The following is a 19,997-nucleotide window of genomic DNA, read 5'->3' as shown; positions in this document are numbered from 1 at the left end:
CCGGTCATGACGGGTGTTGGTCATCCCGCACCATGGAACGGGCCGGAGGCAACTGTCAGGGTTCTGCACCGAGGGTCCTGCGCCCGTCAGGTCCCCGGAAGGTTTCTCATCGTGCCCCGATCACGTCTCAGCGCCGCGCTGGTGGCGGCGGCGACCGCTGCCGTGCTGGCGATGTCCGCGGTCACCACCACCGCGGCGGCGCCCCCACCCCCTCCTGGCCAACCCGGGAGCCCACTCAGCGCCCAGACCTACCGCATCACCCTGGTGACCGGCGACGTCGCCGAGTACACCACCCAGCCCGGCGGACGGCACTCCGCGAGGCTGCTCGGCAACGCCGGGTACTTCACCAGCGAGAACGGCGGCGAACTGACCGTCGTACCGGCGGCGGCCTACCGGCACGTCCAGTCCGGAACGGTCGACCCGCGGCTGTTCAACCTGACCCAACTCGTTGCCCAGGGCTACGACGACGCGCACACCAAGCGCCTGCCGGTCATCGACGCCGAGGCGGAGAAGTCCCAGGCGCGCGGGTTCTGGAAGTCGTTCGCCGCCAAGCGGTCGCCGGGCAAGCTGTGGCTCGACGCCCGGACCCGTGCGGCAACCACGAGCCCGACAGGTGCCCAGGCGAAGGCAGCGCAGGCCAGGGGCAGCCAGTACGACGGCAGCGGCGTGAAGGTCGCCGTACTGAGCACGGGGTACGACGCCCGCCACCCCGACCTCGCGAACCAGGTCGTCGCCGAGGCCAGCTTCTTCCCCGGTGAGTCGGTCCAGGACGGCCACGGCGCCGGTACGGCGACCGCCTCGGTGATCGCCGGCATCGGGAGCGTCGACCGCAGCCGGAAGGGCGTGGCACCCGGCGCCGACCTGATCGTCGGCAAGGTCCTCGACAACACCGGCAGCGGCACGGAGTCGGAAGCCATCGCCGGCATCGAGTGGGCCGTCGAGCAGGGCGCCCGCGTCATCAATCTCGGCCTGAGCAGTTCGATTCCCTCCGACGGCACCGACCCGCTGAGCCAGACCATCGACAGGCTGTCGAAGTCGAAGGGCGTGCTGTTCGTGGTCCCGGCCGGGGACAGCGGCCGGGAGGAGTTCATCGGCTTCCCCGCAGCCGCCGGAACCGCTCTGACCGTCAGCAGCGTCGATGCCGACGGCAACGTCTCGTCGACCGCCTCCCGCGGCCTGCGCGTCGACGGCGCGCTCAAGCCCGAGGTCACCGCACTCGGCGTCAACGTCGAGGCGGCCCGGGCCACCGGCACCAACGCCGGCCACAACCTGAGCGAGCACTACACGTCGATGAACGGTACGGCGATGGCCGCCGCCGAAGCGGCCGGCGTCGCTGCCCAGCTCGCCCAGCGCCACCCGGACTGGACCGGCGCCCAGCTGAAAGCAGCCTTGGCCGGTACGGCGCGTCCGGCGCGGGACGAACCGATCGTCGCGCAGGGCCTCGGCCGGATCGATGCCGACGAGGCGCTGGACAGCGACCTCACCAGCGACCTGGCCAGCCTCTCCTTCGGCGACCTGTCCTGGTCAGGTGAGGCTCCGCCGCCGGTCGAGCGTCAGGTGACCTACACGAACACCGGCCGGAAGACAGTCACGCTGGACCTCGCCCTCGACCTGGTGACGCCGAACGGGATCCGTCCGGCGCTGACGGTGAGCCCCAGCAGACTTCGCCTCGCGCCAGGACAGTCAGGTACGGCGACCGTCCGGCTCGACCTGGCCAAGACCAAGACGGGGACGTACTCCGGCACACTGCGAGCGCGCTCCGGCAACACGTCGTACCGGACCGGGATCGGCTTCAAGGCCGGCGGTCCGCTGCAGACGCTGACTGTGCACGGGATCGACCGGGATGGACAGCCGGTGCAGTCGAGCGGTCTGCCGGCCAGCAGCGTCGCCCTGTGGAACCTCGACAGCGGCAAGGTGCAGGAGGCCGGTTTCGTCAACGGGACGGCGACGCTGGCGGCGCCCGCCGGCCGGTACAGCCTCTTCGCCTTCGTCTTCAGCTACGACGAGGCCGAGTTCGTCGACACGATGACGCTGGTCGGCGAACCCGAGCTACGCCTGGACGGCGACCGCGCCGTGACTCTCGACGCACGCAGAGCGCACGAGGTCCAGGTGAATACGCCGCAGCCGGCCGATGTCGCCATGGCCGGGCTGGCCTGGAGCCGGAAGCTCGGCGACCGGTCCGCGTTCGGCGGCTGGGCGCACTACAACTACCTCGATCGCGTGTATGTGCAGGATTTCGATCGCGTCCGTACCGGCAGCTTCGAGGTCATCCAGCGATGGAACCTGCGGCAGCCGCTGCTGACCGCCGACGTGACCGGTCCCGACGGGTACCGGCTGCCGTCACCACTCCCGGTGACGTACCGCAAGGCCTTCCAAGGCAACGCGGATTTGGCGGTGGTCGACGGCGGTGAAGCCCGGCCGGGTGAGCTGGACCAAGTGGCAGGGAAGGTCGTGATGATCCGCCAATCGGCGACGACGCCGGTCGACGAGCAACTCAACGCGGCGGCCGCCGCCGGGGCGAGGTTCGCCCTGCTGTACCGCAAGCAGGGTGGCTACTACGACCCTGGCACCAGCGCTGAGCTTCCCGGGTACGCACTCGAGTCGGCGGATGCCTTCCGCCTGCTGGACCGGCTGCAGACCGGTCCGGTGACGCTCCGGGTCAGCGGTATAGCCACTCCGACCTACCGGTACGACCTGTCGGCCACGCCGTCGGAGGTGCGCGGTCCGCTGCGCTACGACTTCGCCAAGCTCCGGCCGACCGTGGTGACCAACACGTTCAACGTCAGCAACGTGACCGAGCACGCCCACGTCAACGCGCAGACCGCCTATCCGAGCACGCTCTCGGTCGGTTACGAGGTGATCGAGCAGATCGAGAACAAGACCACGCGGACGGACTACCTCGCCAGCGACGAGCCGGAGACGCAGTGGACCAGCAGTCTGATCGGTGGGTTCGAGAACGCGACCGGGCAGGAGTACACCCTCCCGCGGACCTACCGGAAGGGTGAGCACGTTACGCAGCAGTGGTGGCGGGCCATCAGCCGGCCGGCCGTTCCCGCAGTGGACGGGATGGGCGTGGCCCGGTACGAGGACGCGATCCGGATGGCCATCCCGCAGTACGTGAGCGGTGATCTGAGCACGTACGGCTGGAGCGACGACTGGCGCGAGCAGACCATGCTGGTGCTGCGTCGCAACGGCATCGAGGTCGGCCGGAAGAACTGGTCGGTCGCCGACTTCCCGGTGGCTCCGGGCACGGCGTCGTACGAGCTCAGCCTGGATGTGACGCGCACGCCGAACACCTGGGCGGACACGTCGACGAGCACGAGCACGCAGTGGTCGTTCAGGTCGGGTACGGCGAAGTCGAAGGCTGTGCTGCCGTTGGTGCAGGTGGAGTACGCGCTGCAGGCGGACAGCGACAACGCCGTACCGGCTGCTGGTGGTTCGTGGCTCGAGCTGACGCCTGGCTACCAGCCGAGCGCCAACGGGCCGGGCCGCTTCCGGACGACCGCAGAGGTGTCGTACGACGGCAAGACCTGGCAACCGCTGTCGTTGGTCTACTGGGGCCACGGCACGGTCGGCGCCAAGCTGCCCGCGGCGACTGCCGGGACCGACGCCACGCTCCGAGTCACGTCGACCGACCGGGCGGGCAACCGGATCGTGCAGCGGATCGACAAGGCCTGGCACGTGCGGTGACTTGCCCACCGCGATAAATCACTCGCGGTAAACGGCGCCGGTGTGGAAGCTGTGGTCGTGGAGATCACGAGACTGCTTCCCGACGACGAGGCCGGGTGCGCCGATGCGGTGGCGGTGCTGAGCGCCGGCGCCAAGGTGGACTGTCCGGAAGTACTGCTGCCGACACCGCGCAGCTACGCGAACGGACTGCGGTACGGCTGGGACCTCAACCCGGGCCAGACCTATCTGGCCCGGGTTGACGGTACGGCGGTGGGGCTCCTCGAGGCCCAGATGCCGACGTACGACAACACCAACCTGGTGTGGACCGACGTCCAGGTCCATCCCGACCATCGCGGTCGCGGGATCGGGTCGGAGCTGGTCGTGTACGCCGAGCGGCTGGCCGCCGAGCTGGGCCGGGACTCGATCGGGATGAGCACGTTCGACCTGCCGAAGGCGGACGCGTTCGCCCGGCGGCACGGTTTCGAGCGCAAGTCGATGGAGGTGAACCGGCGGCAGGACATCGCCGGGCTCGACTGGGCGGTCGTGCAGAAGCTGTACGACGACTCCGTCGCCGCCTCCTCGGCGTACGAGCTGCTGAAGATCACCGGTGAGCTGCCGGACGAGCTGCTCGAGGGCATGGTGGCGGTCACCGAGTCGATCAACGACGCGCCGAAGGACGACCTCGACATCGAGGACGACGTCTACAGCCCGGAGCGGTTGCGGGCCTACGAGCAGGCGCAGCTGAAGAGCGACCGGACCCTCTACCGGGTGATCGCCCGGGAGAAGGCGACCGGCGAGCTGGCCGGCCACACCACGATCACGGTCGAGCGGGAGCGCCCGCACATCGCCGAGCAGAACGACACGGCCGTCGCCCGCGCCCACCGCGGCCACCGCCTCGGCGCGCTGGTCAAGTCCGCGATGCTGCTGTGGATGCGCGAGCAGGAGCCCGCCCTGACCCAGCTCGACACCTGGAACGCCGAGTCCAACGACCACATGATCGCCATCAACGAGGCGCTCAACTACCGCATCATCACCCGCATCCCGGACTACCAGAAGGCGCTCCAGGGCCCTACACCGGCTCGACGAGGGTGACTTTCATCCGGTTGGACAGGGTGAAGCCGAGGGACTCGTAGAGGCGGATGGCGCCGGTGTTGGTGCCGCCGGTGTGCAGGAAGGGGTGGCTGCCCGTCGACTCGATGTGGGCAGCCACCGCGCGGATCAGCCGCGTGGCCAGGCCTTCCCCGCGGTACGACGGATGCGTGCAGACCGCGCTGATCTCCGTGTAGGCGGGCAGCGCGAACCGGGTGCCCGCCATCGCGATCAGCTCGCCGCCCCGGCGGATCCCCAGGTAGGTGCCCAACTCGATCGTCCGGGACCGGAACGGCCCCGGATCGGTGAGCGCCACCAGCGCGAGCATCTCGGGTACGTCGTCCAGCGTCAGCACGACCGCCTCGTCGTCGACCGCGGCCGGCGTCGGCGGGGCGACGAACTGGACCAGATCGAACTGGCGGTCCAGCTTGAAGCTCTCCGGGATCGGGAGGTCCGGGCGCATCAAGGCGGCGGTCGTGCCGGTGCCGAGGAGGGCGGCGGCGTCCGACCAGTCCTGGAGTGTCGGGTCGTCCGGGAGACCGAGGAACGGCGCGACGGCCTTCGGGTAGCAGCGGGCGTTGCCCCGGACCTCGGCGAAGGTGGTGTGCGGGCCGGTCAAGGCGGCGTACACCGGGTTCTGCAGGGTCACTCAGAAGCCCAGCTTGCGAAGGTGCTTGGCGTCGGTCTGCCAGTTCTTGGCGATCTTGACGTGCAGGTCGAGATAGACCGGCGTCCCCAGCAGCGCCTCGATCTGGCGCCGCGCCGCCGCGCCGACCTCACGCAGCCGGGCGCCCTTGTGGCCGATCACGATGCCCTTCTGGCTGTCCCGCTCGAGGAAGATGTTCGCGTACACGTCGAGCAGCGGCTTGTCCTCCGGACGCCCCTCCCGCAGGCCCATCTCGTCGATGGTGACCGCGATCGAGTGCGGCAGCTCGTCGCGCACACCCTCCAGCGCGGCCTCGCGAATCAGCTCGGCGACCAGCGTCTCCTCGGGCTCGTCGGTGATGTCGCCGTCCGGGTAGAGCGCGAAGCCCTCCGGCAGCAGCTTCACCAGCTCGTCGGCGACCACGTCGACCTGGTAGCCGGACGTCGCCGAGACCGGCACGATCGCGGCCCACTCGATCCCGACCGACTCCCCCAGCGCCTGGATCTCGGCCAGGTGCTCGACCATCCGGTCCGGCTCGACCAGGTCGGCCTTGGTGGCCAGCGCGACCTTCGGGGTCTTCGCGACCTTGGCCGCCTCACCGGCCAGGAACCGGTCGCCCGGGCCGATCTTGTCGCTGGCCGGCAGGCAGACCGCGATCACGTCGACCTCGGCCCAGGTGGTCTTGACCAGGTCGTTCAACCGCTCGCCGAGCAGCGTCCGCGGCTTGTGCAGACCGGGGGTGTCGACCAGCACGAGCTGGGCGTCCGGCCGGTGCACGATCCCGCGGACCGCGTGCCGGGTGGTCTGCGGCTTCGACGACGTGATGACGATCTTCTTGCCCACCAGGGCGTTGGTGAGGGTGGACTTGCCCGCGTTCGGACGGCCGACGAAACAGGCGAACCCGGACTTGAAGGGCTCAGGTGTGGACGACATCGCGGACCTCTCCGGTGCCAGTGGCAACGACTACGGGGATGGCGGCGCCGGCGAAGTGCCGGACGACGTTCACGTCGACCGGCTCCGACTCGGTCACCACCGCGGCGGCCTCCAGGCCCAACACCCCGGACGACAGCGCCATCGCGACCGCCAGCTGCAGCGCGGTCAGGTCGACGGTGTCGAGCGCGACCGTGCAGGCCGAGTACGTCCGGCCGTCGGTGTCCCGTACGGCGGCGCCCTCGGCAGCCCGGGTCCGGGCGCGGGCCGCGCGGGCGAGCGTGACGAGTTTGGCGTCCTCGGCCGACAGGTCTGACAACGAAGTGCTCCTAGGGGATCCGGGGTGCTGCGAGGTGGTGCTGCGACGTGGTGCTGCGACGTGGTGCTGGTGCGGTCAGGCGTGCTGGTGGTTCTGGTCGGGTGACGGGTGGGCGGGCTGCTCCCGTCGTACCAGCACAGTACCGACCTGGTTGCGGCGGCCGGACGGCCGCTCCGCAGTCAGCGACAGGCCGGCGATCTCCACCTCGGCGCCGGGGATCGGCACCTTGCCGAGCAGCTTCGCCATCAGGCCGCCGACGGTGTCGACGTCGTCGTCGTCCAGCGGGACGCCGAACAGCTCACCCAGCTCGTCGATCGGCAGCCGGCTCGACACCCGGTAGGCGCCGTCGGACAGCTCCTGGACCGAGTCGGGCACCTCGTCGTACTCGTCGGTGATCTCGCCGACGATCTCCTCCAGGATGTCCTCGATGGTGACCAGGCCGGCGGTGCCGCCGTACTCGTCGACGACGATCGCGACGTGCATCCGGGCCGCCTGCATCTCGCGCAGCAGCTCGTCGATCGGCTTGGAGTCCGGGATGTACATGCACGGCCGCATCACCGACTCGACCCGCTCGGTCGACTCGGCCTGGGCGTTGTCGTACACCCGGCGCATCACGTCCTTGAGGTAGACGACGCCGAGGATGTCGTCCAGCGACTCCCCGATCACCGGGATCCGCGAGTAGCCCGAACGCAGGGCCAGCGAGGTGAGCTGGCGCAGCTTCTTGTGCTTCTCGATGTAGACCATGTCGGTCCGCGGCACCATCACCTCGCGGACGATGGTGTCGCCGAGCTCGAACACCGAGTGGATCATCTGCCGCTCGCCGGACTCGATCACCGCCGACTTCTCGGCGTAGTCGACCAGCGCCCGCAGCTCGGCCTCGGTGGCGAACGGGCCCTCGGCGAACCCCTTGCCCGGGGTGAGCGCGTTGCCGATCATGATCAGGAACTTCGGCAGCGGCCCGAGCACCCGGGTCAGTGCCATCACCGGGCCGGCCGAGATGATCGCGAACCGGTCCGAGTGCTGCCGACCGAGGGTGCGCGGCGCGACCCCGATGATCACGTACGAGACCAGCACCATCACCACGGCGGTGATCAGGATGTGCTCCCAGGTGACCGGGAACACCTCCGACAGCGCCTGGGTGACCAGCACGATCGCGGTGATCTCGCAGATCAGCCGGACCAGCAGCAGCGAGTTCAGGTAGCGCGGCGCGTCCGAGAGCAGGTCGCGCAGCCGGACCGCGCGCAGGTTGCCCTGCTCGACCTGCTCGTTCGCCCGCACCTTCGAGTACGACGACAGCGCCGCCTCCGCACCGGCGAACAGGCCGGCCAGCAGGACGAGCCCCGCAGCCACAACCAGCAGAACCAGGTCGTGGGAGGTCACCGCAACGTCACTCCTGTCCTAGGGATGTCCGACGGGACACCATCAGACACTCTCCAGCCGGTTTCCGGGAGCCCGCCATGCTTCCAGAAGGCGGCCCTGGACGTCCCACATCTCCGCCTTCTCGGCGGGTTCGGCGTGGTCGTAGCCCAGCAGGTGCAGAATGCCGTGCACCGTCAGCAGCTCCAGCTCGGCCCAGGTGCCGTGCCCGGCCTTGGCGCCTTGGGCGGCGGCCACGGTCGGGCAGAGCGCGATGTCGCCGAGATGCCCTAGCGGCGGGTCGGCGTCGTCCTCGGCGCCCGGCCGCAGCTCGTCCATCGGCCACGACATCACGTCGGTCGGACCCGGCAGGTCCAGGAACTCGACGTGGTAGCGCGCCATGGTGTCCTCGTCGACCAGCTTGATCGACAGCTCACACTCCGGGTGCAGCCGCAGCGACGACATCACGAACCGGCTGAGCCGCATCAGCCCGTTCGCGTCGATCTCCACCCCGGACTCGTTGTTGACCTCGACGTTCATCTCTTGATGTCAGAGCTGCCTTCGTAGTTCTCGTACGCCGAGACGATCCGGCCGACCAGCTTGTGCCGGACGACGTCGTGCGAGGTGAGCCGGCAGAACGCCAGGTCCTGGACGCCGTCCAGGATCCCCTGGACAACCCGCAGGCCCGAGTTGGTCCCGGTCGGCAGGTCGACCTGGGTGACGTCGCCGGTGACCACCATCTTGGAGCCGAAGCCGAGCCGGGTGAGGAACATCTTCATCTGCTCCGGCGAGGTGTTCTGCGCCTCGTCCAGGATGATGTAGGCGTCGTTCAGGGTCCGGCCGCGCATGTAGGCCAGCGGCGCGATCTCGATCGTGCCGGCCGTCATCAGGCGCGGGATCGACTCCGGGTCGATCATGTCGTGCAGGGCGTCGTACAGCGGCCGCAGGTACGGGTCGATCTTCTCCGACAGGGTGCCGGGCAGGAACCCGAGCCGCTCGCCCGCCTCGACGGCCGGCCGGGTCAGGATGATCCGGTTGACCTCCTTGGCCTGCAGCGCCTGGACCGCCTTGGCCACCGCCAGGTAGGTCTTGCCGGTGCCGGCCGGGCCGATCCCGAACACGATGGTGTTCTTGTCGATGGCGTCGACGTACCGCTTCTGGTTCAGCGTCTTCGGCCGGATGGTGCGGCCGCGGCTGGACAGGATGTTCTGGGTGAGCACGTCGCGCGGGCTCTCGGCGGTGGCCGCCTTGATCATCGCGATGCTGCGCTCGACCGAGTCCGCGGTCAGCCCGTGGCCGGTCCGCACCACCGCGATCAGCTCGTCGATCAGCCGCTCGGCCAGCGCCAGCTCGGCGGGCTCACCGGTGAGCGTGATCTCGTTGCCGCGGACCAGGATGTCGGCGGCGAACTCCTTCTCGACGATGCGGAGGAACTCGTCCCGGGCTCCGAGCAGGGCCACCATGTCGATGCTGTTCGGCACGACGATCTTGTGTGACGCCTGCGTGGCGGTGGCCGCGCCGTTCGCGCGCGCCTCCGGTTCGATACTGCGTGGCCTGGACAGGCTCTTCCTCCTGATGCCGGTGATATGACCTCACCATGCTAGCCCGCTCCGCCGACAGCCTCACTGGTAATTCGGTGCAACACCCCGGGGCCGTGATCGTTTGCACTCCGTTGTCAACCTGGGACGGGGTCTTTGCGTCGTCTTTTCGTGGCGCAACCGGCGGTGGTGTACGAAGAGGTCGTGACACATGAGTCCTCGTGGGATGCCGACGAGGCGCTGACGGCTGTCTACACGGCGCACTACACGTCGCTGGTCCGCCTCGGCGCCTTGTTGCTGCGTGACACCGGTACGGCGGAGGAGATCGTGCAGGACGCGTTCGTCGCGATGCACGGCCGCTGGAACCGGCTGCGCGACCCGCACAAGGCTCTCGCCTACCTGCGCACCACGGTGGTGAACCGCTGCCGCTCCCGCCAGCGCCACCTGGTGGTGGTGGACAAGCACACGCCCCGGTCGCTGCCGGACGAGCCGAGCGCCGAGCACGCCGTACTGCGAACCATCGAGACGGATCGGGTGATCGAGGCGATGCGCACCCTGCCGGAGAAACAACGCACCGTGATGGTGCTGAGGTACTACGGAGACCTGTCCGAGGCGGAGATCGCCGACGCGATGGGGATCAGCCGGGGCTCGGTGAAGAGCCATGCCGCGCGGGCGAGCAAGTCGCTCCGCCAGCTCCTGGAGCAGACGCTATGAACGAGCGACCTGACGACCCGTTCGACGACCTGATGCGGCGGGCGCTGGCCGAGGAGGCCGACCGGATCGAGCCGTCCGACGCCCTGCCGGAGGTCCAGGCCCGGGTCCGCGGCCAGCGCCGGCCGGCCACCCGCCGGCCCTGGGTGCTGACCGCCGGCGCGGCCGCGATCGGCACCGCCGCGGCGATCGGCGCCTTCACCGTCTTCAACGACGACGCCACGACCGCGGGCGACGACCAAGTCGCCGGCCCGGGGACGACGACCAACGCGACCGGCCCGATGACGCCGGGCCCGACGACCGTCCCCGACAGCCCGGCGCCAACTCCGAGCACGCTGCCGAGCGCGCCACCCAGCACCGCACCGGAGGAGAAGACCCCACCGACCGTGCGGGGTAGCGAGCCGACCAAGTCGGGCGCCGTACCGGTCTACTGGCTCGGCGAGAAGGTCGGCTCGACCTCGGCCGACCCGACGGTCCGGCTGTACCGCACCTGGATGAAGGTCGTCGACCGCCAGCCCACGCTCGAGGCGGTCCGGATCATGACGTCGAAGGACGCCGGCGACCCGGACTACTACTCTCCCTGGCGTGGCGCCCAGGTGAGCTCGGTGACCCGGGCCGGCGGGGTCGTCACGGTCGACTTCAAGCAGCTCCCGCAGACGAAGCTGGACAGGGCGGCAGCGGACGTCGCGACCCAGCAGCTCGTCTACACGGTCCAGGGCGTGCTGAGCGACACGACCGAGCCGATCCGGATCACCCAGCAGGGCCGGGCCGGCGGCGCCCTGTTCGGCCAGGTCGACACCAGCCGGCCGATCGCCCGCGCCCAGGCGAGCAAGGTCCAGGCGCTGGTGTGGATCGACAACCTCGTGGACGGCCAGGTCACCAAGAGCCCGCTCACGGTCACCGGGATCGCGGCCGCGTACGAGGCCACCGTCAACTGGCGCGCCACGAACCTGAAGACCCGCGTGACCCACGCCAGCTACGCCAACACCAAGGGAGGCCAGACCTTCTCGCCGTTCGCCGTCCCGCTCAAGCTGTCCCCCGGCGAGTGGCGGATCGAGGCCTACCTGATCTCCGCCGAGAACGGCGCGATGACCGACACCGACTCGAAGACGATCTACGTCAAGTAGCCGAACCCCTGCCCGGAACGCTCGACCCGCGGCGAGGACCTCGACTGCTTTCCGGAAAGAAGGTGCCACCTCGCGACAGTTTTCTTCCGGAAAGCTCGGGTCAGCTCCAGCGGGAGCGGGCGAGTAGGGCGGCTGCGGCGGCGACGCCGGCGGTCGAGGTGCGCAGGACCGTGTCGCCGAGGCGGACCGGCTCGACGTCGAAGGTCTCGAGCTCGCCCGGGGAGATACCGCCTTCGGGGCCGATCACGATCACGATGTCGCCGTCGGCGGGGACGTCGAGACCGGCCAGAGGGGTCTTGGCTTCTTCGTGCAGTACGACGGGGAGCGCGGCGGCTGCGATCAGTCGGGCGACCTCGACCGTGGTCGCGATCGGAGCCACCTCGGCGAACCACGCCCGGCGGGACTGCTTGCTCGCCTCGAACGCCCACGCCTGCCACTTGGCCAGCGTCTTCGCGGACCGCTCCGGGTTGCTGCGGAACTGGCTGCGCTCCGCGTTCCACGGCACGATCACGTCCGCGCCGACCTCGGTCAGCATCTCCACCGCGAGCTCGGCCCGCTCCCCCTTCGGCAGCGCCTGGACCACGACCAGCCGCGGCCGGCTCGCCGGAACCGTCCCACGGTTGTCGACGGCAACCGTCACCCCCACCTTCGAGGCACCCGTCACCGCACCTTCGGCCCAAGCCCCTCGCCCATCGGTCAGCCGGATCCGCTCCCCCGGCGCGATCCGCCGTACCACTGCAGCGTGCCGACCTTCTGCACCATCCAGGGTGAGCTCGGCGCCGGACAGGTCCGCGCAGAAGAAGACCGCGACGCCCATCTCCTAGTGCGCGCCGAAGGCGTCGCGGAGGCGGCCGAAGACGCTCTTGTGGGTGGCTTGGACCTGGCCCTGGGGACGCTCCTCGCCGCGGATCCCGGCCAGCTGGCGAAGCAGGTCGGCCTGCGCGTCGTCGAGCTTGCTCGGGGTCTCGACCACGATCTGCACGATCAGGTCGCCACGGCCGGCGTGCCGCAGCCGCGGGACACCGCGGGCCGTCAGCGTCATCGCCGTACCGGACTGGGTGCCCGGGCGGATCTCCAGCGGGGTGGTCTCGCCCTCCAGCGTCGGCAGGTCGATCGTGGTGCCGAGCGCGGCAGCCGTCATCGGCAGCGTGACCGTGCAGTGCAGGTCGTCGCCGTTGCGGGTGAAGATGTCGTGCGGCTCGACCTCGATCTCGACGTACAGGTCGCCGGCCGGGCCGCCGCCGGGGCCGACCTCGCCCTGGCCGGACAGCTGCACCCGGGTGCCGGTGTCGACGCCACCGGGGATCTTCACGGTGACGGTACGGCGGGACCGGACCCGGCCGTCGCCGGAGCACTCGACGCACGGGTTCGGGATGATCGTGCCGAAGCCGCGGCAGTTCGGGCACGGCCGCATGGTCCGGACCTCGCCGAGGAACGACCGCTGGGTGTGAGTGACCTCGCCGCGGCCGTGGCAGATGTCGCAGGTGACCGGCTCGGAGCCGGCTGCCGCGCCGGAGCCCGAGCAGGTCGGACACAGCACCGCGGTGTCGACCTTGAGCTCCCGGGTGGTGCCGAACGCGGCCTCGCCCAGGTCGATCCGCAGCGGGATCAGCGCGTCCTGGCCGCGCCGGGCCCGCGGCCGCGGTCCGCGGGTCGCCCCGCCGGTCTGGCCGAAGAAGGCGTCCATGATGTCGGTGAACGTGAAGGCCTGGCCGAACCCGCCCGGCCCGGCGCCCGCGCCGGCGGCCGCGAACGGGTCACCGCCGAGATCGTGCATCTGCCGCTTCTGCGGGTCGCTCAGCACCTGGAACGCGCGGCCGATCTCCTGGAACTTGTGGTGCGCGTCCTCGGAGTCGTTCACGTCCGGGTGGTACTGGCGGGCCAGCTTGCGGTACGCCTTCTTGATCTCGTCCGGTGTCGCGTCGCGGCTGACACCCAGGACGGCGTAGTAATCGGTGCTCATACTCCAAGCCAGGGGTTGTGGTTCGTTAGGAGTCGGCCAGGATCTGGCTGACGTAGCGCGCGACGGCCCGGACTGCGCCCATCGTGCTCGGATAGTCCATATGGGTCGGGCCGACGATGCCGAGCGTGGCCAGCGCCTCCGACTTGGACCCGTACGCGGTCGCGACCACCGAGGTGGTGGCCAGTTCCTCGAACGGGTTCTCGTGCCCGATGCGGACCGTCAGGGTCTGCGGGTTGGTCGCCTCACCGAGCAGCTTGAGCAGGATGACGTGCTCCTCCAGCGCCTCCAGCACCGGCTTCACGTTGCGCTCGAAGTCGTCGCCGTACCGGGTCAGGTTGGCGGCGCCGCCGACCGCGATCCGCTGCTCGACGACCTCGTCGGTGAACGCCTCCAGCAGCGTGGTGACGATCGACGCGACCAGCGGCCGGTCGGACGGGGCGAACAACTCGGGTACGGCGGCCAGCGACGTGGTCGCCTCCGTCAGCCGCTGACCGGCGAGGACCGTGTTGAGCCGGGACCGCAGATCCGCGATCAGCTGCTCGTCGACGTCGTTCGGGTGCTCGACGATCCGTTGCTCGACCCGGCCGGTGCTGGTGATCAGCACCAGCAGCAGCCGGCGCGGGGTCATCGTGACGACCTCGATGTGCCGGACGCTCGACCGGTTGAGTGACGGATACTGCACGATCGCGACCTGGCGGGTGATCTGGGCGAGCAGCCGGACGGTCCGGCGGACGACGTCGTCCAGGTCGATCGCACCGGCCAGGAAGGAGGTGATCGCCTTCTTCTCCGCCACGGACAGCGTCTTGACCGTGCTCAGCTTGTCCACGAACAGCCGGTACCCCGCGTCGGTCGGGATCCGGCCGGCGCTGGTGTGCGGCTGGGTGATGTACCCCTCCTCCTCCAGCGCAGCCATGTCGTTACGCACGGTGGCCGGCGACACTCCGAGGTTGTGCCGGTCCACCAGCGTCTTCGAGCCGACCGGCTCGTGGGTCGCCACGTAGTCCTCGACGATGGCGCGGAGGACATCCAGCTTGCGTTCGTCCAGCACGCGCACCACCCTCTCTCAGCGTCGACCCCTGGCACTCAGAACATTCGAGTGCCAGTCTACCGAGCCGTAGTGGCCGCCAGTGCCGGCCAGCGGCGTGGGGCGGGTCTCAGGCGACTTCGGGAGATGCCCCCAACGGTACGGCGGTCGGACGCTCGACCGTACTCGCGACATCCACAGGCTGGTCCTGGGCGGCCGCCTCGAGCACCGACTCGAGGACGTCGAGCACGTGGTAGGCCAGTGCGCCGTCGGCGCGGTGCGGCTCGCCGGTGCGGATCGCCCGGGCCATGTCCGCGACCCCGACCCCACGGCCGGCGCCGGCGTACCCACCGGCGACGCGGAGCTCGCTCCAGTCACGGTTCGTGACGGTGGCGATCTCGACCGTGCCGTCGAAGCCGTTCGGGTCCGGCACCGACAGGCTGCCCTCGGTCCCGTGCACCTCGATCCGCGGCGACCGCGCGGCCCACACGTCGAACGACATCAGCAGCGTGGTCAGTGCGCCCGACTCGTGCTCCAGTACGCCGGTCACGTGCGTCGGCACCTGGACTGGGAAGGTCGTGCCGGCTCGCGGACCGGTGTGGATCTTCCGCTCCTGCTGCGACTGGCCGGCGCGTGCGACCACTCGCCGTACCGGACCGAGCAGGGTGACCAGGCTGGTCACGTAGTACGGGCCCATGTCGAGCACCGGACCGCCGCCGGGCTGGTAGTAGAACTCCGGCGCCGGGTGCCACAGCTCGTGGCCGGGCGTGACGAAGGACGCAGTCGCAGCAGTCGGTACGCCGATGTCGCCCCGGTCGATCGCGGCACGGGCGGTCTGGGTGCCGGTGCCGAGCACGGTGTCGGGGGCGCAGCCGACGCGCAGGTTGTTGGCGGCGGCGTACTTCAGCAGCGGCTCGGCCTCGGCGCGGTCCACGGCCAGCGGCTTCTCGCCGTACACGTGCTTGCCGGCTTCCATCGCGGCCTGGTGCACCGCCGCGTGCGCGGCCGGGATGGTGAGGTTGAGCACGATGTCGATGTCGTCCGCGGCGTACAGGTCGCCGGACGAGAGGGCGCGGATGCCCTGGTTCTTGTCGGCGATCGCCTGGGCGCGGCTGACGTCGAGGTCGGCCACTGCCACCACCTCGACGCCGGGCAGCTTGCCCAGGTGGTCCAGGTACGTGCCGGAGATGACTCCGGTGCCGACGATGCCGACTCGTGTCACTTGCTCGCCCACAGCAGCCCCCGCTCGATGATCGTCCGGACCTCGGGTACCTCGAGGTCGTCCAACTTGTGGCCGACGGTGCAGACGAAGATCTTGCCCGCACCCCAGGTCCTGGTCCAGACGGCCGGCATCACGGCGCCCTCGATCCACGGGAAGTCCGGGTGCGAGCTGAACGTGGTGGTGGCCAGCACGGTGTTCGTCGGGTCGTAGTGCACGTAGTACTGCTCGGTGTTCACGTCGAAGTGCGTGATGCCCTCGACGATCGGGTGCTCGGCGACGATCTCGACCCGGTAGTCGGTGAACCCGTGCGGGTGCGAGATGAACTGGCCGCCGGTGATGAAGCTGTAGTCGGCGTTGTTCCGGAACGAGTCGCAGATCCCGCCGTGCCAGCCGGCGAACCCGGTGCCCTTGCGGATCGCCGCGTCCAGGCCCTTGAAGTGCTCGGGCTCGATCTGGCTCATCGTGACGCACTGCAGGACCAGGTCGGTGCCGTCCAGGTCGAGGTAGCTCTCGGTCGTGTCGGAGACGGTCACCTCGTACCCGTTCTCGCGCAGATGGGGAATGAACAGGTCGGTCGCCTCGACCGGGGAGTGTCCTTCCCACCCGCCCCGGACCACCAGTGCACGTCGTGTCGTCACGCCGTCCGCCCTTCGAAAGTTTCGGTTCCAGGTTCGGAAAAATTGCGGAATCGCCACCGTGACACTAAGCGCCGCCCGACCGGCCTTCAAGTGCGATTCCGTCCCCTGGATGGGGCTTCCCGATCGCTAGGGTCGGTGTATGGGCTGGAAGTTCTGGAAGCGTGAGCCGCCAGTGAAGACCGTCGCGGGGGCGCGGCCGCAGGACAGGGTGCCGCCGGGCGCGTTCGAGCTGACGGTCGAGGACGTGTTCTCGATCACCGGCCGCGGGACGATCGTCACCGGCCGGGTGATCGCCGGCACGGTCGCGGTCGGCGACCAGGTGTTGCTCAGCCGGGCCGGTTCACCGCTGCTGCAGACCGAGGTGACCGGTCTCGAGATGTTCCGCAAGACGGTGCAGGTCGCGAACGCCGGCGACAACGTCGGCCTGCTGCTCCGCGGCGTCGAGCGGGAGCAGGTGGTCAGGGGCGATGTGCTGAGCAAGTAACCTCGGCGTCATGAGTACGTGGACCGAGGTGGCGGATCGTTGCTGGGTCCGCCGGTACGACGAGTGGGACCTCAACGTCGGCCTGGTCGTCGGCTCGGACGGGGCGCTGGTCATCGACACACGGGCCACGACCGACCAGGCCGAGCAGCTCGCGACACACATCCGCGAGCTCACCGACGCGCCGGTCCGCTGGGTGGTGAACACCCACGCGCACTTCGACCACGTGGTCGGCAACAGCGTCTTCGCCGACGCCACCGTCTACCTGCACGAGAACGCGGCCGCCGAGGAGAACCTCGCCGGCACGACGTTCTCCGTCGCGAAGGTGATCGACCTCGGCGACCGCCGGGTCGAGCTGCTGCACCTCGGCAACGCGCACACGTCCGGCGACACGGTGGTCGTCGTACCGGATGCCGAGGTGTTCTTCGTCGGCGACCTGGTCGAGGAGTCGGCGCCACCGTCGTACGGCGCGGACTCGTTCCCGCTCGAGTGGCCGGACACGATCGACCGGGTGATCGGCATGCTGTCCGAGACCGCGAAGGTCGTGCCCGGTCATGGGGCCGTGGTCGACGCCGAGTTCGTCCGCGACCAGGCCGGTGGCCTCGGCACGGTCGCCAACACGATCTCCGGCCTCCACCACGCCGGTACGTCGCTGGACGACGCACTCAAGCACACCGACGACTGGCCGTGGCCGCTCGAGCACCTGCAAGAAGCCATCAAACGCGGCTACGAAGCCCTCGGCACACCCCGCCGCCCCACCCTCCCACTCCTCGGCCCAGGCTGAACCACCTCCTGCATGCTTACCCATCCTTTGTAATTGTCCGTTGACAGCACGTCACCCCAGAGCGCAACTTGTTGCGAAGCACACTTCCGCGAGCGGATCGGGTGGTGGGGTTCATGGCGACAGTTGAGCAGACGGTGCACCCGGACGGACGGGTCGAGCTGACCGATCCGGAGGCGGTGGCCAACAGCCCGTACGGGAACGCGGAGCTCGCGCCGACCCGGTTGCCCGAGCGGCACTGGACGACGTACAACTACGCGGCGCTGTGGATGGGGATGGCGCACAACATCCCCAGCTACCTGCTCGCGGCCGGCCTGGTCGCACTCGGGATGAACTGGCTGCAGGCGTTCATCACCATCACCCTCGGGAACCTCATCGTGCTCGTCCCGCTGCTGCTCAACAGCCACGCGGGCACCAAGTACGGCATCCCGTTCCCGGTCTTCGCCCGCGCCTTCTACGGTGTCCGCGGGGCCAACTTCCCAGCGTTGCTGCGGGCCTTCATCGCCTGCGGCTGGTTCGGCATCCAGACCTGGATCGGCGGCCAGGCGATCTACGTGATCATCGGCGAGCTGGCCGGCGACAGCTGGACCAACGCGCCCGCGGTCGGCGGACATCCGTGGACGCAGTGGCTGAGCTTCGCGTTCTTCTGGGCGATCCAGATGGTGCTGATCTGGCGCGGGATCGAAGGCCTGCGACGGTTCGAGAACTGGGCCGCGCCGCTGGTCACGGTCGCGTTCCTGGCGCTGATGATCGCGATCCTGGTCAAGGCCGGCGGCCTCGGCCCGATCCTGGACCAGCCGTCGAAACTCGGCTGGGACGCCGACTTCTGGAAGATCTTCGCGCCGTCGCTGATGGGCATGATCGCGTTCTGGGCCACGCTGAGCCTGAACATGCCGGACTTCACCCGGTTCGGGAAGGGCCAGCGCCAGCAGGTCTGGGGCCAGATCATCGGCCTGCCGACCACGATGTCGTTCATCGCGCTGGTCTCGATCATCACCACGTCCGGCACCGTGCTGCTGTACGGCGAGGCGATCTGGGACCCGGTCGAGCTGACCCGGCGGTTCGAGAACCCGGTGGTGGTGACGATCGGCCTGGTGATGGCGATCCTGGCGACGATGTCCTGCAACGTGGCGGCCAACGTGGTCAGCCCGTCGTACGACTTCGCGAACGCCGTGCCGCGGTGGCTGAACTTCCGGACCGCGGGCCTGGTCACCGGCGTGATCGGGATCGTGATCCAGCCGTGGCGGCTGATCTCCGACCCGTCGATTTACATCTTCGTCTGGCTGTCCTTCTACGGCGGCCTGCTCGCGTCGGTGGCCGGCGTGCTGATCGCGGGCTACTGGGTGATCGACCGGACCAACCTGCACCTGGCCGACCTCTACCAGCCCGGCGGGAGGTACTGGTACAACGCCGGCTGGAACTGGCGTGCCGTGGTCGCCACCCTGTTGGGCTCGCTGCTCGCGGTCGGCGGCGCCTACTCCAACCCCGGCGCCGGCCCGTTCCCGGAGGGCGGCCTGATCCCCTTCCTCCAACCGCTCTACGACTACTCCTGGGCAGTCGGCCTGGTGGTCGGCTTCGTCACCTACCTCGTGCTGGCCAAACTCTCCCCCTCCCGCACCCAAACCCCCACCGCCCCCATGTTCTAACCACCCGACGCGATCACACCCCGCACGGCCAGCCGCGCCTGACGGGCGGCTGCGTCCGACCGGCGGCTGCGTCCGAGCGGCGGCGGTTGCCGGCCGGCGGCTGCGGCTGAGCGGCGGCTGCATCCGAAGGGAGGCGATTGCGGAGCAGAGGCGGTCGCCGAGCAGAGGCGGTGGCCGAGCGGCTGCTGATGGTGTGGGGCGGCTGGTGGGTTGCAACCCGTCAGCGGTGACACAAACCGCCAGCGACCTGTCGCCGGTGGATTGCCCAGCATGTGGCCGGCTTTGTCCGCATCTCGGGATACAAGCGGCATCCGCGGAGGGCTTGGACAGGAACCGGGGACCGCGGACAGGCTATCTACTGTCCGAGGTCCCCGAAGGGTGGTCAAGGTCCCGGCTCCTGAACCGGATTGGCCAGCATGCGGACCAATCCGACCACCCATCGAACACCCCCGCTCGACCACTGATCCGATCGCACCAGAGCAGGCGCTCCGCGAGCCTCCAACCCCCCACGCCGCCCCACCCATCACGCCAGCCCTCCGGATCCCCCGCTCACCAGGCCACACCGACTCCCCGGATCCCACCGACTCACCGGATTCCACCGACTCCCCGGATTCCCCTCACCGATTCCCCGGATCCCCACCGACTCCCCGGATTCCCCTCACCGATTCCCCGGATCCCCACCGACTCCCCGGATTCCCCTCACCGATTCCCCGGATCCCCACCGACTCACCGGATCCGCCCGCGCGTGCGACCACTCGGGTGAGCTGCTCCGGGACAGCTGCGTCCTTCCCTGGTCGTGGTGGTGTGGGTCAAGGGTCGAAGATCCGCGCAGCGGACGCCGAAGGCGCCCTTGACGC

The 19,997-nt window shown here is 69.6% G+C and carries 19 protein-coding genes; 8 read left to right on the top strand and 11 right to left on the bottom strand.

The features are described from left to right. The first annotated feature begins 111 nt into the window (after positions 1 to 111). Positions 112 to 3,690, top strand: a complete 3,579-nt coding sequence (locus tag AB0H36_RS43620) for a S8 family serine peptidase (protein WP_360537256.1) — start codon at positions 112 to 114, stop codon at positions 3,688 to 3,690. A gap of 57 nt (positions 3,691 to 3,747) precedes the next feature. Further along, the gene (locus tag AB0H36_RS43615) at positions 3,748 to 4,761 is read left to right on the top strand and encodes a GNAT family N-acetyltransferase (protein ID WP_360537254.1); all 1,014 of its coding nucleotides are present in this window, start codon (positions 3,748 to 3,750) and stop codon (positions 4,759 to 4,761) included. Here the strand turns inward: AB0H36_RS43615 and AB0H36_RS43610 are convergent. The 6 genes from AB0H36_RS43610 to AB0H36_RS43585 form a co-directional block, all read right to left on the bottom strand. Next, positions 4,739 to 5,407, bottom strand: coding sequence for a GNAT family N-acetyltransferase (locus tag AB0H36_RS43610; protein ID WP_360537252.1), 669 nt, complete (start codon positions 5,405 to 5,407; stop codon positions 4,739 to 4,741). The genes AB0H36_RS43615 and AB0H36_RS43610 overlap by 23 nt on opposite strands. Next, positions 5,408 to 6,337, bottom strand: coding sequence for a GTPase Era (gene era / locus AB0H36_RS43605; RefSeq protein WP_360537250.1), 930 nt, complete (start codon positions 6,335 to 6,337; stop codon positions 5,408 to 5,410). Continuing rightward, entirely contained in the window at positions 6,321 to 6,653 is a 333-nt protein-coding gene (locus tag AB0H36_RS43600) for a cytidine deaminase (protein WP_360537248.1), read from the bottom strand. Before AB0H36_RS43600 ends, era begins: the two co-directional genes overlap by 17 nt. Positions 6,654 to 6,728: 75 nt before the next feature. Beyond that, on the bottom strand, positions 6,729 to 8,033 hold the full coding sequence (locus tag AB0H36_RS43595) for a hemolysin family protein (protein WP_360537246.1): 1,305 nt from the start codon (positions 8,031 to 8,033) through the stop codon (positions 6,729 to 6,731). 42 nt (positions 8,034 to 8,075) lie between these two features. After that, the gene (gene ybeY / locus AB0H36_RS43590; RefSeq protein WP_360537244.1) at positions 8,076 to 8,549 is read right to left on the bottom strand and encodes an rRNA maturation RNase YbeY; all 474 of its coding nucleotides are present in this window, start codon (positions 8,547 to 8,549) and stop codon (positions 8,076 to 8,078) included. Then, the gene (locus AB0H36_RS43585; protein WP_360537272.1) at positions 8,546 to 9,472 is read right to left on the bottom strand and encodes a PhoH family protein; all 927 of its coding nucleotides are present in this window, start codon (positions 9,470 to 9,472) and stop codon (positions 8,546 to 8,548) included. Before AB0H36_RS43585 ends, ybeY begins: the two co-directional genes overlap by 4 nt. On the opposite strand from AB0H36_RS43585, the gene AB0H36_RS43580 reads away from it, so the two are divergent. The 3 genes from AB0H36_RS43580 to AB0H36_RS43570 all read left to right on the top strand — a co-directional run bounded on the left by AB0H36_RS43580 (position 9,471) and on the right by AB0H36_RS43570 (position 11,385). Next, positions 9,471 to 9,599 carry a hypothetical protein gene (locus AB0H36_RS43580; RefSeq protein ID WP_360537242.1) on the top strand — a complete coding sequence of 43 codons (129 nt, stop codon included), beginning with the start codon at positions 9,471 to 9,473 and terminating at the stop codon, positions 9,597 to 9,599. The genes AB0H36_RS43585 and AB0H36_RS43580 overlap by 2 nt on opposite strands. A 152-nt stretch (positions 9,600 to 9,751) precedes the next feature. Beyond that, complete coding sequence (locus AB0H36_RS43575) at positions 9,752 to 10,261, top strand: SigE family RNA polymerase sigma factor (protein ID WP_360537240.1); 510 nt, start codon at positions 9,752 to 9,754, stop codon at positions 10,259 to 10,261. Beyond that, the gene (locus tag AB0H36_RS43570) at positions 10,258 to 11,385 is read left to right on the top strand and encodes a Gmad2 immunoglobulin-like domain-containing protein (RefSeq protein ID WP_360537238.1); all 1,128 of its coding nucleotides are present in this window, start codon (positions 10,258 to 10,260) and stop codon (positions 11,383 to 11,385) included. The genes AB0H36_RS43575 and AB0H36_RS43570 overlap by 4 nt, the downstream gene beginning before the upstream one ends. A gap of 100 nt (positions 11,386 to 11,485) precedes the next feature. Here AB0H36_RS43570 and AB0H36_RS43565 read toward each other — a convergent pair whose 3' ends face one another. The 5 genes from AB0H36_RS43565 to AB0H36_RS43545 all read right to left on the bottom strand — a co-directional run bounded on the left by AB0H36_RS43565 (position 11,486) and on the right by AB0H36_RS43545 (position 16,232). After that, positions 11,486 to 12,202: a 16S rRNA (uracil(1498)-N(3))-methyltransferase gene (locus AB0H36_RS43565; protein WP_360537236.1), complete on the bottom strand. Its 717-nt coding sequence runs from the start codon at positions 12,200 to 12,202 to the stop codon at positions 11,486 to 11,488. Positions 12,203 to 12,205: 3 nt separating this feature from the next. After that, positions 12,206 to 13,348 carry a molecular chaperone DnaJ gene (gene dnaJ / locus AB0H36_RS43560; RefSeq protein ID WP_360537234.1) on the bottom strand — a complete coding sequence of 381 codons (1,143 nt, stop codon included), beginning with the start codon at positions 13,346 to 13,348 and terminating at the stop codon, positions 12,206 to 12,208. Positions 13,349 to 13,373: 25 nt separating this feature from the next. Further along, positions 13,374 to 14,396, bottom strand: a complete 1,023-nt coding sequence (hrcA, locus tag AB0H36_RS43555) for a heat-inducible transcriptional repressor HrcA (protein WP_360537232.1) — start codon at positions 14,394 to 14,396, stop codon at positions 13,374 to 13,376. A gap of 106 nt (positions 14,397 to 14,502) precedes the next feature. After that, on the bottom strand, positions 14,503 to 15,594 hold the full coding sequence (locus AB0H36_RS43550; protein WP_360537230.1) for a Gfo/Idh/MocA family oxidoreductase: 1,092 nt from the start codon (positions 15,592 to 15,594) through the stop codon (positions 14,503 to 14,505). Beyond that, a complete protein-coding gene (locus tag AB0H36_RS43545; RefSeq protein WP_360537228.1) occupies positions 15,591 to 16,232 on the bottom strand; it encodes a ThuA domain-containing protein in 642 nt (213 codons plus the stop codon). The genes AB0H36_RS43550 and AB0H36_RS43545 overlap by 4 nt, the downstream gene beginning before the upstream one ends. A gap of 139 nt (positions 16,233 to 16,371) precedes the next feature. Between AB0H36_RS43545 and AB0H36_RS43540 the strand changes: the two genes are divergently transcribed. The 3 genes from AB0H36_RS43540 (at position 16,372) to AB0H36_RS43530 (ending at position 19,140) form a co-directional block, all read left to right on the top strand. After that, positions 16,372 to 16,716 carry an EF-Tu/IF-2/RF-3 family GTPase gene (locus AB0H36_RS43540; protein ID WP_360537226.1) on the top strand — a complete coding sequence of 115 codons (345 nt, stop codon included), beginning with the start codon at positions 16,372 to 16,374 and terminating at the stop codon, positions 16,714 to 16,716. Between the two features lie 10 nt (positions 16,717 to 16,726). Then, complete coding sequence (locus AB0H36_RS43535; RefSeq protein ID WP_360537224.1) at positions 16,727 to 17,497, top strand: MBL fold metallo-hydrolase; 771 nt, start codon at positions 16,727 to 16,729, stop codon at positions 17,495 to 17,497. A 113-nt stretch (positions 17,498 to 17,610) separates the two neighbouring features. Then, positions 17,611 to 19,140: an NCS1 family nucleobase:cation symporter-1 gene (locus AB0H36_RS43530; protein ID WP_360537223.1), complete on the top strand. Its 1,530-nt coding sequence runs from the start codon at positions 17,611 to 17,613 to the stop codon at positions 19,138 to 19,140. The last annotated feature ends 857 nt before the right edge of the window (positions 19,141 to 19,997 follow it).

Origin of the sequence: Kribbella sp. NPDC050820, assembly GCF_040653975.1 — a bacterium.
GTDB lineage: Bacteria > Actinomycetota > Actinomycetes > Propionibacteriales > Kribbellaceae > Kribbella.
The sequence above is the reverse complement of the archived record's forward strand: the minus strand, read 5'-3'. Positions and strand labels throughout refer to the sequence as shown.